Source organism: Ruegeria sp. C12, from assembly GCF_056537745.1.
The window spans coordinates 269,050-282,287 of record NZ_JBQFSA010000003.1 but is presented as its reverse complement, the minus strand read 5'-3'; the positions used below and the strand labels follow the sequence as shown (position 1 = coordinate 282,287).

Annotated in this window: 16 protein-coding genes; 9 read left to right on the top strand and 7 right to left on the bottom strand. The window is 58.9% G+C overall.

Annotation, left to right across the window (positions count from 1 at the left end):
- Positions 1–67 precede the first annotated feature (67 nt).
- Complete coding sequence (locus ACR0C9_RS08765) at positions 68–817, bottom strand: creatininase family protein (RefSeq protein ID WP_480780819.1); 750 nt, start codon at positions 815–817, stop codon at positions 68–70.
- A 55-nt stretch (positions 818–872) separates the two neighbouring features.
- Here ACR0C9_RS08765 and ACR0C9_RS08760 point away from each other — a divergent pair, with 55 nt between their 5' ends.
- Complete coding sequence (locus ACR0C9_RS08760) at positions 873–1,481, top strand: XRE family transcriptional regulator (protein WP_170453366.1); 609 nt, start codon at positions 873–875, stop codon at positions 1,479–1,481.
- Between the two features lie 34 nt (positions 1,482–1,515).
- Here ACR0C9_RS08760 and ACR0C9_RS08755 read toward each other — a convergent pair whose 3' ends face one another.
- Positions 1,516–2,286, bottom strand: coding sequence for a transporter substrate-binding domain-containing protein (locus ACR0C9_RS08755; protein WP_170453367.1), 771 nt, complete (start codon positions 2,284–2,286; stop codon positions 1,516–1,518).
- A gap of 121 nt (positions 2,287–2,407) precedes the next feature.
- Here ACR0C9_RS08755 and ACR0C9_RS08750 point away from each other — a divergent pair, with 121 nt between their 5' ends.
- The 4 genes from ACR0C9_RS08750 to ACR0C9_RS08735 are packed head-to-tail and all read left to right on the top strand — an operon-like array spanning position 2,408 to position 5,327.
- Positions 2,408–3,148: an amino acid ABC transporter ATP-binding protein gene (locus ACR0C9_RS08750; RefSeq protein ID WP_170453368.1), complete on the top strand. Its 741-nt coding sequence runs from the start codon at positions 2,408–2,410 to the stop codon at positions 3,146–3,148.
- A gap of 9 nt (positions 3,149–3,157) precedes the next feature.
- The gene (locus ACR0C9_RS08745; protein ID WP_170453369.1) at positions 3,158–3,919 is read left to right on the top strand and encodes an amino acid ABC transporter permease; all 762 of its coding nucleotides are present in this window, start codon (positions 3,158–3,160) and stop codon (positions 3,917–3,919) included.
- Between the two features lie 14 nt (positions 3,920–3,933).
- Positions 3,934–4,269 carry a carboxymuconolactone decarboxylase family protein gene (locus ACR0C9_RS08740; protein ID WP_170453370.1) on the top strand — a complete coding sequence of 112 codons (336 nt, stop codon included), beginning with the start codon at positions 3,934–3,936 and terminating at the stop codon, positions 4,267–4,269.
- Between the two features lie 5 nt (positions 4,270–4,274).
- The gene (locus ACR0C9_RS08735; RefSeq protein WP_480780818.1) at positions 4,275–5,327 is read left to right on the top strand and encodes an aromatic ring-hydroxylating dioxygenase subunit alpha; all 1,053 of its coding nucleotides are present in this window, start codon (positions 4,275–4,277) and stop codon (positions 5,325–5,327) included.
- Here the strand turns inward: ACR0C9_RS08735 and ACR0C9_RS08730 are convergent.
- Entirely contained in the window at positions 5,316–6,422 is a 1,107-nt protein-coding gene (locus ACR0C9_RS08730) for a hypothetical protein (protein WP_170735548.1), read from the bottom strand. The genes ACR0C9_RS08735 and ACR0C9_RS08730 overlap by 12 nt on opposite strands.
- Positions 6,423–6,561: 139 nt before the next feature.
- Between ACR0C9_RS08730 and ACR0C9_RS08725 the strand changes: the two genes are divergently transcribed.
- Positions 6,562–7,143 (top strand): peroxidase-related enzyme, encoded by a 582-nt coding sequence (locus tag ACR0C9_RS08725; RefSeq protein ID WP_170453373.1) that lies wholly within the window; start codon positions 6,562–6,564, stop codon positions 7,141–7,143.
- Positions 7,144–7,161: 18 nt separating this feature from the next.
- On the opposite strand, the gene ACR0C9_RS08720 is transcribed toward ACR0C9_RS08725, so the two are convergent.
- Both ACR0C9_RS08720 and ACR0C9_RS08715 read right to left on the bottom strand, forming a co-directional pair.
- Positions 7,162–7,443: an SCP2 sterol-binding domain-containing protein gene (locus ACR0C9_RS08720; protein ID WP_170453374.1), complete on the bottom strand. Its 282-nt coding sequence runs from the start codon at positions 7,441–7,443 to the stop codon at positions 7,162–7,164.
- A 153-nt stretch (positions 7,444–7,596) separates the two neighbouring features.
- Entirely contained in the window at positions 7,597–8,823 is a 1,227-nt protein-coding gene (locus tag ACR0C9_RS08715) for an argininosuccinate synthase (protein ID WP_480780817.1), read from the bottom strand.
- A 142-nt stretch (positions 8,824–8,965) separates the two neighbouring features.
- Between ACR0C9_RS08715 and ACR0C9_RS08710 the strand changes: the two genes are divergently transcribed.
- Together ACR0C9_RS08710 and ilvA are read left to right on the top strand one after the other, a co-directional pair.
- Positions 8,966–9,733: a hypothetical protein gene (locus ACR0C9_RS08710; protein WP_480780816.1), complete on the top strand. Its 768-nt coding sequence runs from the start codon at positions 8,966–8,968 to the stop codon at positions 9,731–9,733.
- Between the two features lie 58 nt (positions 9,734–9,791).
- The gene (gene ilvA / locus ACR0C9_RS08705) at positions 9,792–11,018 is read left to right on the top strand and encodes a threonine ammonia-lyase IlvA (RefSeq protein WP_480780815.1); all 1,227 of its coding nucleotides are present in this window, start codon (positions 9,792–9,794) and stop codon (positions 11,016–11,018) included.
- Here the strand turns inward: ilvA and ACR0C9_RS08700 are convergent.
- Positions 11,015–11,344 (bottom strand): Hpt domain-containing protein, encoded by a 330-nt coding sequence (locus ACR0C9_RS08700; protein WP_170453378.1) that lies wholly within the window; start codon positions 11,342–11,344, stop codon positions 11,015–11,017. The genes ilvA and ACR0C9_RS08700 overlap by 4 nt on opposite strands.
- Positions 11,345–11,502: 158 nt before the next feature.
- On the opposite strand from ACR0C9_RS08700, the gene ACR0C9_RS08695 reads away from it, so the two are divergent.
- Entirely contained in the window at positions 11,503–12,774 is a 1,272-nt protein-coding gene (locus ACR0C9_RS08695) for a SpoIIE family protein phosphatase (RefSeq protein ID WP_170453379.1), read from the top strand.
- Here ACR0C9_RS08695 and ACR0C9_RS08690 read toward each other — a convergent pair.
- Entirely contained in the window at positions 12,771–13,214 is a 444-nt protein-coding gene (locus ACR0C9_RS08690) for an NUDIX hydrolase (RefSeq protein ID WP_170453380.1), read from the bottom strand. The genes ACR0C9_RS08695 and ACR0C9_RS08690 overlap by 4 nt on opposite strands.
- Positions 13,215–13,238: the final 24 nt, after the last annotated feature.

Genomic DNA, 13,238 nt, shown 5'->3' with positions numbered 1-13,238 from the left:
AGAACCGACCCGTTGCAATCGCCTGACATCGATTGTCACGCGCTGGTGAGACGAGTTTATCCGCAGCCTAACGAACCTGTCGCGCCAGATCCTGAAACGCTGCAAACTGTTCTGCGATCGCCTGTGCGGCGGTGTCCAGCAGCCGCGCGCCGTCCTCGGGCGTGGCCAGCGCGGAATGGGATCCGACGCGGCCATCCGGGAACGCGGCCCGGTGTTCTTCGGGTGGGCCGTGACGGTCGCCGCTATGGGCGCGGATATAATCAGAGCTGAGTTTCTTGGGGGGATCGGCGGCCAATCCCGTTGGCAAAGCCCCCAACAGGCTTTGCGTGATCGCGATCTCGGACGGGGTGGCGTGCATCCCCTCCCACGCGCCATAAAGGTTCTGGCGCAGGGCGTTGACGCTGGGCGGCTCCCACCAGCTGACAATTTGAATCCGACCTGCGGGCAGGGCGTCAGCGATGCGGTTAAACGGTGCCAGATTGGCGCCGTGACCATTCACAACAAAAACACCGGTAAACCCTTGCGCCAGCAGGCCCGAGATGACCTCGCTCGCCATGGTTTGAAAAATCGGCTCCGACAGGGAGACCGTACCGGGAAAGGCCGTGTTGAACGGGGCCGGGGTGTAGGCCAGCGCCGGAGCCACGATGGCGTCGCACCGCTTGGCTGCGGCCAGCGCTATCGCTTCGGCGCAGATCGTGTCGGTTCCGATCCGGCCCATCGGCCCATGCTGCTCGGTCGATCCCACGGGCAGCAGGATTGCGGCCCCGGACTTGATCCGGGCCTCGACCTCATACCATGTCATATGATCCAGTTTCATGATTACAGCCTGACTATCGCTTTTCCTTTTGGCAACACGCCGATACGCTGAGCGCATGGAACAGCCACGTACCATTGAAACCCAGAAGCCGCCGCTTGATCATGTGATCGGGCTGGCCGTCAAAACCCATCGCATGCTCGCAGGTCTGACGCTGGCCGAGTTGTCGGGTCAGTCCGGGGTCTCGACCGCGATGATCTCGAAGATCGAGCGCGGACAGGTCTCGGCCTCGCTTGGAACGCTGGATGCGCTGGCAAACGGGATCGGTGTCCCCCTGATCAATTTCTTTGCCGCAACGGTCGAACGGTCCGACGTGTCCTTTGTTGCGGCGGGCGAGGGTGTGACGGTGCAGCGGCTGGGCAGCGGTTACGGTCATAGCTACAAGCTGATCGGCCGCGCCGAGGCCAAGCATGTCAGTTTCGAAAGCTTCAGCGTAACGCTGGAATCGCCTCTGGGGCCACGACCATCATATCAACATCAGGGGATCGAGTTCATCCACGTCACCGATGGTGAGATGGTCTATGGCTGCGGGGATGAGGCCTATCATATGCGCCCCGGCGACTCCTTAAGCTTTGATTCAAACGCTGCGCATGGGCCGGTTGAGCTGAAGACGGACAAGGTCAGTTTCATAACCGTTGTGGCCAAGGCCGTACCCAGCGGAAATTGAAAACGCCCGGCGGTAAGGCCGGGCGCTGGTCAGGTCAGAGACCCCATTTCTCTCGATTCGCTTCGAAGAAACCCTGCGCCTTCTTCACCTCGATCCAGTTGTTGACGTAGTTGATCCAGACCTGATCGTCCTGCGGCAGGATCATGGCGATGGGCGAAGGCGAACGGGGGCCCGCATTCTTCACGCGGACAACCGGGAATTTGTCTTCAAGGGTCGAGCCTTCGATGTTCGATGTGATGAACACGTCCGCACGTCCGGCGATAACCTCCTGAAAGCCACGGGCCGGCGCTTCGACAACCTTGATTTCCGCATTCGGGAACCATTCACGCACGCGCTTTTCAAAGGTGGTGCCCAAAGTGGTGGCAACCGTCACGTCGGGTTGGTTGATCGAGTCGTAGCCGTCGAATTTGTCGGCCTTGTCCTTGGTGGTGTAGGGAAACAACTCGACCGCGATATAGCTGTCCGAAAACCCGGCAACCTTCATGCGCGGCGGCGAGATCGAAGCCGAGCCGGTCAGGTGGTACTTGCCCGCAACCACGCCATTGACCAGGGTTTTCCAGTCGGTCGGCACATATTCGACCTCGACCCCCAGATCGGTGGCCAGTTCGTTCATGATGTCGATGTCATAGCCCTTGTAGCTGTTCGTCGCCGGATCGCGCAGGGACATCGGGTTCCAGTCGCCGGTTGTGCCGACTTTCAGAACGCCCGAATCCAGCACTTCGTTCAGGGCCGATTGTGCATGTGCCGCGCCCGACAATACCAGTCCAAGCGCTGCGGCTGCCGCAGCTTTCCAAATCGTGTTCATTTATTTCTCCCGTTGGTGGCGGTTGGGTCTTGCTGCCATATTGTTCCTTGATTTAAGCGCGAAGGGGAAGATAACCTCAAGAAAATATTCCACTGTGAATAAAATAAGGGCAGGTCAGCCAATGCCAGACGCCGCCATCGAGCTTGTTGATGTGAACAAGTGGTTCGATACGTTTCACGTTCTCAAGGACATCAATCTGACGGTCAACAGCGGCGAAAAGGTGGTGATCTGCGGACCTTCGGGGTCGGGCAAATCCACTGTTGTGCGCTGTATCAATCAGTTGGAGAAGCACCAGAAAGGCACCATCCGCATCGATGGGGTCGAACTGAAGGACGATGCCAAATCCGTGGCCACGATCCGGTCCGAGGTCGGCATGGTGTTTCAGCAGTTCAACCTGTTCCCGCATCTGACCGTTCTGGAAAACCTGACGCTGGGCCCGATCAAGGCGCGCGGCCTCAGCCGGAAAGACGCCGAAGACCGCGCGCGCCATTACCTTGAGCGGGTGCATATCCCAGATCAGGCCGATAAACGCCCGATCCAACTGTCTGGCGGCCAGCAACAGCGCGTGGCGATTGCCCGATCCCTGTGCATGGAGCCCAGGGTTCTGCTGTTTGACGAGCCGACCTCGGCCCTCGATCCGGAAATGATTGCCGAGGTGCTCGATGTGATGGTCGAACTGGCGAATGAAGGCATGACCATGGTTGTTGTCACCCATGAGATGGGCTTTGCCCGCAAGGTCGCCGACAACATGATTTTCATGGATGCGGGCGAGATCGTGGAACAGGGCAAGCCGGAACATTTCTTCACCAATCCCACCTCGGATCGGTGTCGGAAGTTCCTGAGCCAGATTTTACAGCACTGAGTGGGCATGATGAAAAAAAACCTTCTTCTTCTGATCCCGCTTTTGGCTCTGACCGGCTGTTCCTCGTCCCAGACCTGGGGCTGGTACGTGATCGACCCCACGACGGATACGGGCTGGACCAATGTGAAATTCCTGATTTCGGGCATGGGGGCGACGATCCAGATCTCTCTGATCGCCGCCGTTCTGTCGATTGTGATCGGCTTGCTGGTCGCCTTGCCCGGTCTGTCAGAAAAACGCGGCTGGCGGTTGTTGAACAGGATCTATGTCGAGTTCATCCGCGCGATTCCGCTGCTGCCCATGCTGTTTTGGGTGTTCTACGGCCTGCCGATTGTGTTCCAGTCGATGGGCATGAACATCCCCATCGATCCGTTCTGGGGCGCGATCATCACGCTGGCGATTTCCGACAGCGCCTTTACGGCCGAGATCTACCGCGCGGGCATTCAATCCATCGCACGCGGGCAGCGCGAAGCGGCGCAGACCATCGGGCTGAACTATGTGCAAACCATGCGCTACGTGATCCTGCCGCAGGCGATCCGGCGCATTCTGCCCCCCTTGGCAAACCAGTTCATCTACATCGTCAAGATGAGCGCCTTTGCCAGCGTCATCGGCATGCAGGAACTGACCCGCCGCGCGAACGAGCTGGTGGTGACGGAATACCGCCCGCTGGAAATCTACACCCTGCTGATTTTCGAATACCTGATCCTGGTTTTGATCATCAGCGCCGGTGTGCGATGGCTGGAACGCCGCATGGGCGCGGATGAACGCGGTTAAGACGGAGATAATAAATGGACTGGAAAGACTTCATGGCCGAGACCGAGGCCAATATCGGAACCTTCTCGAAAGAAGTGCCCGAAACCGTGCGCGGTTTTGGCATCATGGGAAAGGCCGCCAAGGCTGATGGCGCGCTGAGCGAAAAGACCAAGGAATTTGTCGCGCTGGGCATTGCCGTTGCCACAAAATGCGACAGCTGCATCGGGTTTCACGTGAAATCGCTCGTCCGCCTTGGTGCTACGCGCGAGGAACTGTGCGAGGCGCTTGCCATGGCAACCTATATGGGTGGAGGCCCATCCTTCGGATACAGTGCAAAGGCCCTGAAAGCCTTTGATGTGTTTTCGGAGTAACCCCCATGCGTCCTGATCTGGCCGGAGCCGAGGGCTTTATCCGAAACTGCTGGTACGTCGCGGGCCGCAGTGAGGATTTCGGCCGCGACCTCAGCCCTGTGCGGATGCTGAACGAAGAGATAGTGATCTATCGCGACACCAAAGGCGTGGCCATTGCGCTGGAAGATGCCTGTCCCCACCGCAAACTGCCCCTGTCGCGCGGAACTGTCGAGGGCGATCACGTGGTCTGCGGCTATCACGGGCTGACCTTCGATTGCAGCGGCGAGTGTGTGATCGCGCCAACGCAGTTGGACAACCCCCCGCGCCGCGCCGCTGTGCATTCCTACCCGGCCGAGGACCGCTGGGGCTTCCTGTGGCTATGGATGGGTGACCCGGCGCAGGCCAATCCGGATGACATCATCGACATCCCGAATTTCGACAACCCAATCTGGGGCAAGACCCAGACCGGCGCGATGGAGATGGCGTGCCACTACCTGTACATCATCGACAATCTGCTGGACCCCAGCCATGTGGCCTGGGTGCATCTGACTTCATTTGCCGGGGCCGGAACCGACAACCGGCCCCTTGATCTGGAAGAGACCGAAAGCGGCGTCATCGTCTCACGCTGGATCGCGGACGAACCTGCACCGCCATACTATGCGCCGATCCTGCCCTTTGGCCCAACCTGCGACCGCAAGCAGCATTACGAATGCCGCCTGCCATCGACCGCGATCAACATGTCCGTCTATACGCCGGTGGGTGAGGGCGGGGCGGATCGTCCCATCTCGGACAATGCGTTCATCAATATCTCTTACAACTTCATCACGCCGGTGGATCACGAAAGCGCACGCTATTTCTGGTTCCAGCATCGCAACATGCATGCCGATGACGCGGCTATGTCCCAGCGGATGTTCGACGGCGCGGTTATGGCGTTCAACGAGGACAAAGAGGTGCTGGAATACGTCCAGACCGGTATGGCGCAGCGCAAATCCGGCTATATCAACCTTGGGCTGGATGCGGGCGCGATGCGGTTCCGGTCGCGGGTGGCGAAGATGATCGCGTCCGAATCAGTGGGCTGACAACCGGCCATTTGCGCCCTGACCGACCCGCTGTTCGGGCGCGTCAAAAACGGCTCTGATACAGGGGTATTCGTCCAGAACTGCCTGCCCGCCGGGGATCAGCTCGGGCCTGAAGATACCGTTGTCCCAGATCGCCACACCATCCACGGCAATCGTCGGGTCCAGCACGTTCAGCGAAATCTCACCCGGTGCGTAATGCCCGCAGGTGTGAAAATGCAACAGGCGGGGATTGCCAAAGGCCGACCCGCTCCACCGTTCGAAATTCTCGAAAGCAGGCGCGGTATAGGCGCATCCCGGATGAATGCCAGCATGCCACGAATGCATGGTCATCGGGTCCAGATCAAACATCTGCCCGACCTTCTGATAATGCATCTGTGCGCAATGCACGTCCATGTCATGACCGGAAAACCCGGTCAAACGCCCGCCGTCAAAGTGAACCGCCAATGGCTCCCTCAGGTCGCAGCCATAAGGCTGATAGAATTTCGACCCGGTTCCCACAAGAAATCCATCCTGCATCACAATGCCGGAAAAGCCCTGGGCCGGGACGGGCGCAAAAACGGACATCGGAAAGCGCGCCACGCTGACATCCGCGGCGCCTTGCTTAGGATACGCGGCCCCCGGCCCGCTGAAATCCGTGCCCAAGGGGCAGGTGACGCGGATGCGCTCGGCCTCGGCCATAACGGCGTTCACCGCGTTCTTCAGCGCAACAAACCCGGTATAGTTCGCCCGGCCAAAGCCCGAGGCCAGCATCTGCGCGTCCAACGCATAAGACATGATGGGCTGAATGCCCGACAAGCCCGTGTCAAACCTGATCTGGTCGCCGGTGCGGGACAGGAACAGCGTTCGATCCGCAGCCTTCATATCGGCAATCAATTGATCGGACAGTTTGACCTCAATCGGGTCAAAAGGCACTGTTTGTACGGATGTGTCGATCTGCAGGGTGCGGGCGCAGTCCAGAATGGCCTGTCCGATCTCTTCATCGTAGTAGGCGTTTCCAGGGTCTTCGCACAGAACAAGCAGGCGATCGCCCCGGGACAGGCCACCGCATCGCAGCAACAGGTTTTCAGCGCCTGAATACAAATCAGACCGGTGCATTCCGCTTGCCCCTTACCAAGAATGATCCCAAGACTCGCTGGTCTGTTCACGATTTTGTTATAATCAAAAATCTCTTGCCAGTAAAAACTTTTACTGACACTCCCAAAAACACCGGCAATCAACCGCAGGAGAACCCCAGATGAGCGCCTGGATCGACATGATCCCCGATGAACAAGCCGAAGGTCGCCTGAAAGAGCTGTTGGACAAGGCGCGGACCCCGCACGGCACTGTCGACACCGTGATGCGGGTGCATTCGCTGCGGCCCGAGACGATGAACGGGCACGTCACGCTGTATCGGTCGGTCCTGCATTCACAGGACAACAAGCTGCCGTTCTGGTTTCTTGAGGTGGTGGCCAGCTATACCTCGATCCTGAACGATTGCACCTATTCGCTGACGCATCACTTCATGAATGTGCGCAATCTGCTGAAGGATCAGCCGCGCAGCGACCGGATCTTTGTCGCGCTCAAGGCGCATCGGCCCGAAGATGAGTTCGACGGCAAGGAACTGGCCCTGCTGCGCTATGCGGGCAAACTGACCACGGACGTGGGCAAAATGGTGAAATCGGATTTCGAGGCGCTGAAAATCGCCGGGTGCGAGGATGGCGAAATCCTCGAGGTCAATCAGGTCTGCGCGTATTTCAACTATTCCAACCGGTTGCTGAACGGGCTGGGGGCCACGACCGAGAACGATGTGATCGGGTATTACAAAGGCGACGACTAGCCGGGGGTTGGGCTGACCTCAGCCCAGCAACTGCCCCAGCTTCATCGCAACGCCCATGTTGCCCGAAATCTTGAGTTTCCCCAGCGCGACGCCGGTCATCGGGTTCAGCTTGCCGGTCAGCAATTTGCCCAGATTGTCTTTGGAAATCCGGATCGTGCAATCAGTGTCGCGATCCTGGGTGCTGGCGGTATTGTCGGCCAGAACGATCACCCCATCGTCGCCGCAATCGAATTTGAGCGAGCCATCAAAGCTTTTGCCGTTCAGGCCTTTTTGAATTCCGTCGGCAATGTCTTGCAGCATGATCTGTCCTTCCCAAGTTGACCTTTGCGTAAGGACAAACCCGGAGGTCAGGCAAGCCTGACGTGGCGGGAACTGACAGAGCGTTGATCGGATAAAGAAAACCCCGGCATCCTCAAGGGTCGCCGTGGTCATAGCTTCAGTCTGCGACGGCGGTTACTTCGCCAGGCGCTTGTCCCGCGCCGCCAGCAGTTTCAGGCGCAGCGCGTTCAACTGGATAAAGCCCGCCGCATCGGTCTGGTCATAGGCACCGGCGTCTTCCTCAAAGGTCACATGCGCCTCGGAATAGAGCGAATGATCCGACCAGCGGCCCACGGTCGAGGCCAGACCTTTGTACAGCTTCACCCGCACGGTTCCGGTGACATGTTCCTGAGATTTGTCGATGGCGGCCTGCAGCATCTCGCGCTCGGGGCTGTACCAAAAACCGTTATAGATCAGTTCCGCATATTGCGGCATCAGCTGGTCTTTCAGGTGCATCGCGCCGCGGTCCATGGTGATGGATTCGATGCCGCGATGCGCCTCCAGCAGGATGGTGCCGCCGGGGGTTTCGTAGATACCGCGCGACTTCATGCCGACAAAACGGCCTTCGACCAGATCGAGACGGCCAATACCGTGCTTGCCGCCATATTCGTTCAGCTTGGTCAGGATGGTCGCGGGGCTCATCGCCTCACCATTGATGCTGACCGCGTCACCTTTTTCAAAGCCGATCTCGATGAACTCGGGCTGATCGGGTGCGTCCTCGGGGTGGACGGTGCGCTGATAGACGTAATCGGGTGCCATATCGGCAGGGTCTTCCAGAACCTTACCTTCCGACGAGGTGTGCAGCAGGTTGGCATCGACCGAGAACGGCGCCTCACCGCGTTTGTCCTTGGCAATCGGGATCTGGTTCTGTTCGGCAAATTCCAGCAGCTTGGTGCGGCTGGTCAGGTTCCATTCGCGCCACGGTGCAATGACCTTGATGTCGGGGTTCAGCGCGTAGGCCGCCAGCTCGAACCGCACCTGATCGTTGCCCTTGCCGGTTGCACCGTGTGCAACTGCATCGGCACCGGTCGCTTGCGCAATCTCGACCAGACGTTTCGAGATCAGCGGGCGTGCGATCGAAGTGCCCAGCAGGTACAGCCCTTCGTACTGTGCATTGGCGCGGAACATGGGGAAGACGAAATCGCGGACAAATTCCTCGCGGATATCCTCGATATAGATGTTCTCGGGCTTGATCCCCAGCAGCTCGGCCTTTTGGCGGGCGGGTTCCAGCTCCTCGCCCTGACCCAGATCGGCGGTGAAGGTCACGACCTCACAGCCATATTCGGTCTGCAGCCATTTCAGGATGATCGAGGTATCAAGGCCACCGGAATAGGCCAGAACAACTTTCTTGGGCGCGGACATCTGACTTCCCCTTATTCGTAAGACGATTGGCCCCTAACGGGTTTTGAACGCGGGGGCAAGTTATGTGCGTTGACCACGTCCGGGAATTGGGGTGAAACGAGGCGATAGAGAACAAGAATTGGTTGAGAGGCGCGGTTTTCGGATGTTGGGCTGGAAGATCTTTGTGCATTCGGTGCGGATGGTTTTGGGCAATTTCAGGCAGGCCTTGCAGATCGGTCTCGTCCCGGTTGCACTCTGGTTCGGCGGTGCAATTGTCGTGTTTGTCGTTGCGAGTATTTTGCAAAGGATGATGTCCCCCGGGGGACCGGAAAACGATCTGTTCTCATCAGGGAATGCAACGATCTTCCTAGTCCTGATCGTGATCTGGATTGGCATGCTGATCACGGCATGCTGGATCGTTGTCGAATGGCACCGATTTGTATTGCTGGCCGAATACCCGACGGGATGGATTCCGCAGTTCCGGGTTGATCGCGTGTTGTCCTATGTCGGCCACGGGTTTTTGTTGGGTCTTGCCGCCGTTATCCTGTTGATACCAGTCGCTATTGCCTCTGGCATTTCCTCATCGATGTCTCAGTCGTCGGGCATTGTTGTGCTGGGTCTTGGGGCGCTGGGCGTAATCGTCTGCCTGTACCGGCTGGTCGTGTTGCTGCCAGCTGCCGCGATTGGTCAGCCCCTGACGTTCAAACAGGCATGGGACGCTACCCGAGGTGCCGAGGGCGCGATCTTTGTTTTGCTGATCGTGTCCGGGCTTATTCAGGGTGCGGTGAACCTCATCACAGCGCCATTGATGGGTGTTTCGATTGTCGGAGCGCTGGTTGTTTTTGCAGTCACGTTGATCCTCTACCTTGTCAATGTCAGCATCCTGACCACGATGTACGGTGTTTTCGTCGAAAAGCGCGAGCTCTCCTGACCCGCGTACACATATGTATTCCTTGCCCTTTTAGCCGGGATGGGTCAGTGAAACGGTCATGAGTGATTTCATGACCCGCGCCCGCGCTGCCGAACAGGCGATGCGCACTGTTTTCCCTGCAACGCCGCTGCAGCGGAATGCGCATCTGTCCGACCGTTATGGCGCCGATATCTGGCTCAAGCGCGAAGATCTCAGCCCGGTGCGGTCCTACAAGATTCGCGGTGCGTTCAATGCCATGCGCAAGCAGCAGGGGCAGGACCTGTTTGTCTGTGCCAGCGCCGGCAATCACGCGCAGGGCGTGGCCTTCATGTGCAAGCATCTGGACGTCAAAGGCGTGATCTTCATGCCGGTGACAACCCCGCAGCAGAAGATCCAGAAGACCAGCATCTTTGGCGGGGACAATATCGAGATTCACCTGACCGGCGACTATTTCGACGACACTCTGGCCGCCGCGCAGGCCTGGTGCGCGCAAAAGGGCGGGCATTTCCTGTCGCCCTTTGACGATGAAGATGTGATCGAAGGACAGGCCTCATTGGCGGTCGAGATCGAGGAACAGCTTGGCGGTGTACCCGATCATCTGCTGTTGCCGGTGGGCGGCGGCGGTATGTCGGCGGGCGTAGCAACGTGGTTCGGCGAGCGCACCCATTGCCTGTTTGTCGAGCCCGGGGGCGGGGCGTGCCTGCGCGCGGCTTTGGCGGCGGGGCATCCGGTGTCACTGGATCAGGTGGATACGTTCGTCGACGGGGCGGCGGTGGGCCGGATCGGCGCGAAACCCTTTGACCTGCTGCGCTCTCGCCATTTGTCAGATGTTCTGGTGATGTCCGAGGATCGCATCTGCGCCACCATGATCGAAATGCTGAATGTCGAAGGCATCGTTCTGGAACCCGCCGGTGCGCTGGCGGTTGAGGCGGTGGGCGATGTGCAAAGCTTTGTCCGGGGCAAGACGGTGGTCTGCGTTACCTCAGGTGGTAATTTCGACTTTGAACGCCTGCCCGAGGTCAAGGAGCGGGCTCAGCGCTATTCCGGGGTCAAAAAATACTTCATCCTGCGCCTGCCGCAGCGTCCCGGCGCGTTGAAAGAGTTCCTGAACACCCTCGGCCCCGAGGATGACATCGCCCGATTCGAATACATGAAGAAATCGGCCCGCAACTTCGGCTCGGTCCTGATCGGCATCGAAACCCGCAAGCCCGAGAATTTCATGCGCCTGTTTGCGCATCTTGATGAGGCCGGGTTCACCTATACCGACATCACCGAGGATGAGACCCTGGCGCAGTTTGTGATCTAGGTCAGGTTCCGGGCCAGATCCGCCTGAAACACCGATTTGGATGCGTCATAGACGGACAGGATTTCGGACAGATCCACCTCGGCCGCATGACCGGCTGCGGCGCGCCGCTCACCATCCTGACAGAGTCTTGAGAACTGGTCGAACCCAAGGCTCAGCGCGCTGCCTTTCAGGAAATGCAGGTTCTGTTCCAGCTCAAGCCGCTGGGTATCGGCGTGCAGGCGGGCGATGACCTCTTGCACCTCATCCAGAAAGATCTGGATAACCTCGTCAAACTCATCCGCGCCGACCTCGTCCCGCAACTGTCTGACTCGGGGCCAGTGGATCATTGTCATCCTCCTGCATCGGATTGGGCTGACCCTTGGTAACTCGGTACGGGTAAATGTCGGGTTAAACTCCGAGGGGCCCGAGGGCCTTCACCTGATGTTAAACCCCCGGGCGATACGGTCACCCTGTCCCGGTCAGAGGAACAGCATGGGGTTGCAGAGTGCCAGCGGCAAATCTTGAGGAAACCAGATCGGATCTGGATTTCGGCGCGATCCGAAAGGTGCTGGTTGTGGATGACAGCCGCCTGCAACGTCGGATTCTGGTTGCCTCGCTCAAGAAATGGGGCTTCGAGGTGCTTGAGGCCGACACTGGCGAAGCCGCTATCGAGTTATGCGCCCGGTCCGTGCCCGATCTTGTGCTCAGCGATTGGGTCATGCCGGGGATGAGCGGGCTGGAGTTCTGCCGCGCCTTCCGCGCGCTTGAGGCCGAGCATTACAGCTATTTCATCCTGTTGACCTCAAAAAGCGAAAAGCAGGAGGTCGCGCGCGGCCTTGATGCCGGGGCCGATGATTTCCTGATCAAACCGCTTGAGGCCGATGAACTGCGCGCCCGTATATCGGCAGGGGCGCGAATTCTGGATATGCAGCGCGAATTGTCCGAAAAGAACCGGCTGATCGAATCCGCCTTGGACGAGTTGAAGCTGGCACATGACGCTATCGACAAGGACCTGATGCAGGCCCGCAAGATTCAGGAATCGCTGGTGCCTGAACTGACGCAGACATTCGGCAAATCCCGCGTCAGTCTGTTGTTGAAACCCTGCGGTCATATTGGTGGTGATCTGGTGGGCATGTTCTCACCCGGTCCAAACCGGCTGGGTTTCTACAGCATTGACGTGTCGGGCCATGGCATCACCTCGGCCATGATGACGGCGCGGCTGGGTGGCTATCTGTCCAGCAAGCATTTCGATCAGAACGTGGCGATGGAGCGTCGTTTCGATAAATTCTACGCCCTGTTGCCGCCGGATGAGGTGGCCGGGATGCTGAATATGCGGTTGATGGCGGATGCCGGTATCGAGGAGTACTTCACGATGGTTTACGCCATCGTCGATCTGCGCAACGGGCATATGAAGCTGGTACAGGCCGGGCACCCTCACCCGTTGGTTTTGCGCAAGGATGGCAGCACCGAGTTTCTGGGCGAAGGGGGGCTGCCAATCGGGTTGATCTCGGACGTGTCGTTTCAACAGATCGAAACCCAACTGCATCCGGGGGATCGGCTATTGCTGTATTCCGATGGGTTCACCGAATGCCATCTGGCAGAGGGCGGATTGCTGGAAGAGGAGGGTTTGCGCGACATGGCCCTCGACTGCGCCACCGGGCGCGGTGGGTCCGAATTTCTGGACGATATGTTCTGGCGCCTGACACAGCTCATGTCGCCCGAGGACGGTATGGGTGATGACGTGTCGGCGGTGTATTTCGAATATAACGGCCCCTAAAGGCGGCCAAGATGCAGGTTGGCAAAGTGGCGATCACCGTCATTGCCCAGCAGTTCCACCGCATCCGCGGTGTCCATCCAAAGCGCCTCGTGAATATCTTCGGTCGGCGGACCCATGCGGCGGACCGGGCGGGCACGATAGATCAGGCAGACCTTCTCGGCCCACAGGTCATATTCCGGCATATAGGTGAACCGGCGAAACGCCCCCACGCGTTCCGGTTTGGCGATGCGCCAACCTGTTTCCTCATAAACCTCGCGGTGCAGCGCGGTAACAGGCGATTCGCCTGGGTCGATCCCGCCGCCGGGCAGTTGCAGATCCGGGCCCGGTTCGGTCTGGCAGGTCAGCAGCAGGCTTCTGCCGCGCGGCAGCAAAGCGTAAACACCAACCCTTTGGGTGTATCTGCGCCCGGGTTCGGGGGTTTCGCCAAACCGTCTGATCATGTATGGCCCCTTACAACCCAATCT

Excerpts from the sequence above, each read along its gene's own strand:
- ACR0C9_RS08750 (WP_170453368.1), top strand. The coding sequence starts at position 2,408 with ATGCCAGACGCCGCCATCGAGCTTGTTGATGTGAACAAGTGGTTCGAT.
- ACR0C9_RS08710 (WP_480780816.1), top strand. The coding sequence starts at position 8,966 with ATGTTGGGCTGGAAGATCTTTGTGCATTCGGTGCGGATGGTTTTGGGC.
- ACR0C9_RS08755 (WP_170453367.1), bottom strand. The coding sequence starts at position 2,286 with ATGAACACGATTTGGAAAGCTGCGGCAGCCGCAGCGCTTGGACTGGTA.
- ACR0C9_RS08725 (WP_170453373.1), top strand. The coding sequence starts at position 6,562 with ATGAGCGCCTGGATCGACATGATCCCCGATGAACAAGCCGAAGGTCGC.
- ACR0C9_RS08690 (WP_170453380.1), bottom strand. The coding sequence starts at position 13,214 with ATGATCAGACGGTTTGGCGAAACCCCCGAACCCGGGCGCAGATACACC.
- ilvA (WP_480780815.1), top strand. The coding sequence starts at position 9,792 with ATGAGTGATTTCATGACCCGCGCCCGCGCTGCCGAACAGGCGATGCGC.
- ACR0C9_RS08730 (WP_170735548.1), bottom strand. The coding sequence starts at position 6,422 with ATGCACCGGTCTGATTTGTATTCAGGCGCTGAAAACCTGTTGCTGCGA.
- ACR0C9_RS08720 (WP_170453374.1), bottom strand. The coding sequence starts at position 7,443 with ATGCTGCAAGACATTGCCGACGGAATTCAAAAAGGCCTGAACGGCAAA.
- ACR0C9_RS08745 (WP_170453369.1), top strand. The coding sequence starts at position 3,158 with ATGAAAAAAAACCTTCTTCTTCTGATCCCGCTTTTGGCTCTGACCGGC.
- ACR0C9_RS08760 (WP_170453366.1), top strand. The coding sequence starts at position 873 with ATGGAACAGCCACGTACCATTGAAACCCAGAAGCCGCCGCTTGATCAT.
- ACR0C9_RS08735 (WP_480780818.1), top strand. The coding sequence starts at position 4,275 with ATGCGTCCTGATCTGGCCGGAGCCGAGGGCTTTATCCGAAACTGCTGG.
- ACR0C9_RS08740 (WP_170453370.1), top strand. The coding sequence starts at position 3,934 with ATGGACTGGAAAGACTTCATGGCCGAGACCGAGGCCAATATCGGAACC.
- ACR0C9_RS08700 (WP_170453378.1), bottom strand. The coding sequence starts at position 11,344 with ATGATCCACTGGCCCCGAGTCAGACAGTTGCGGGACGAGGTCGGCGCG.
- ACR0C9_RS08765 (WP_480780819.1), bottom strand. The coding sequence starts at position 817 with ATGAAACTGGATCATATGACATGGTATGAGGTCGAGGCCCGGATCAAG.
- ACR0C9_RS08715 (WP_480780817.1), bottom strand. The coding sequence starts at position 8,823 with ATGTCCGCGCCCAAGAAAGTTGTTCTGGCCTATTCCGGTGGCCTTGAT.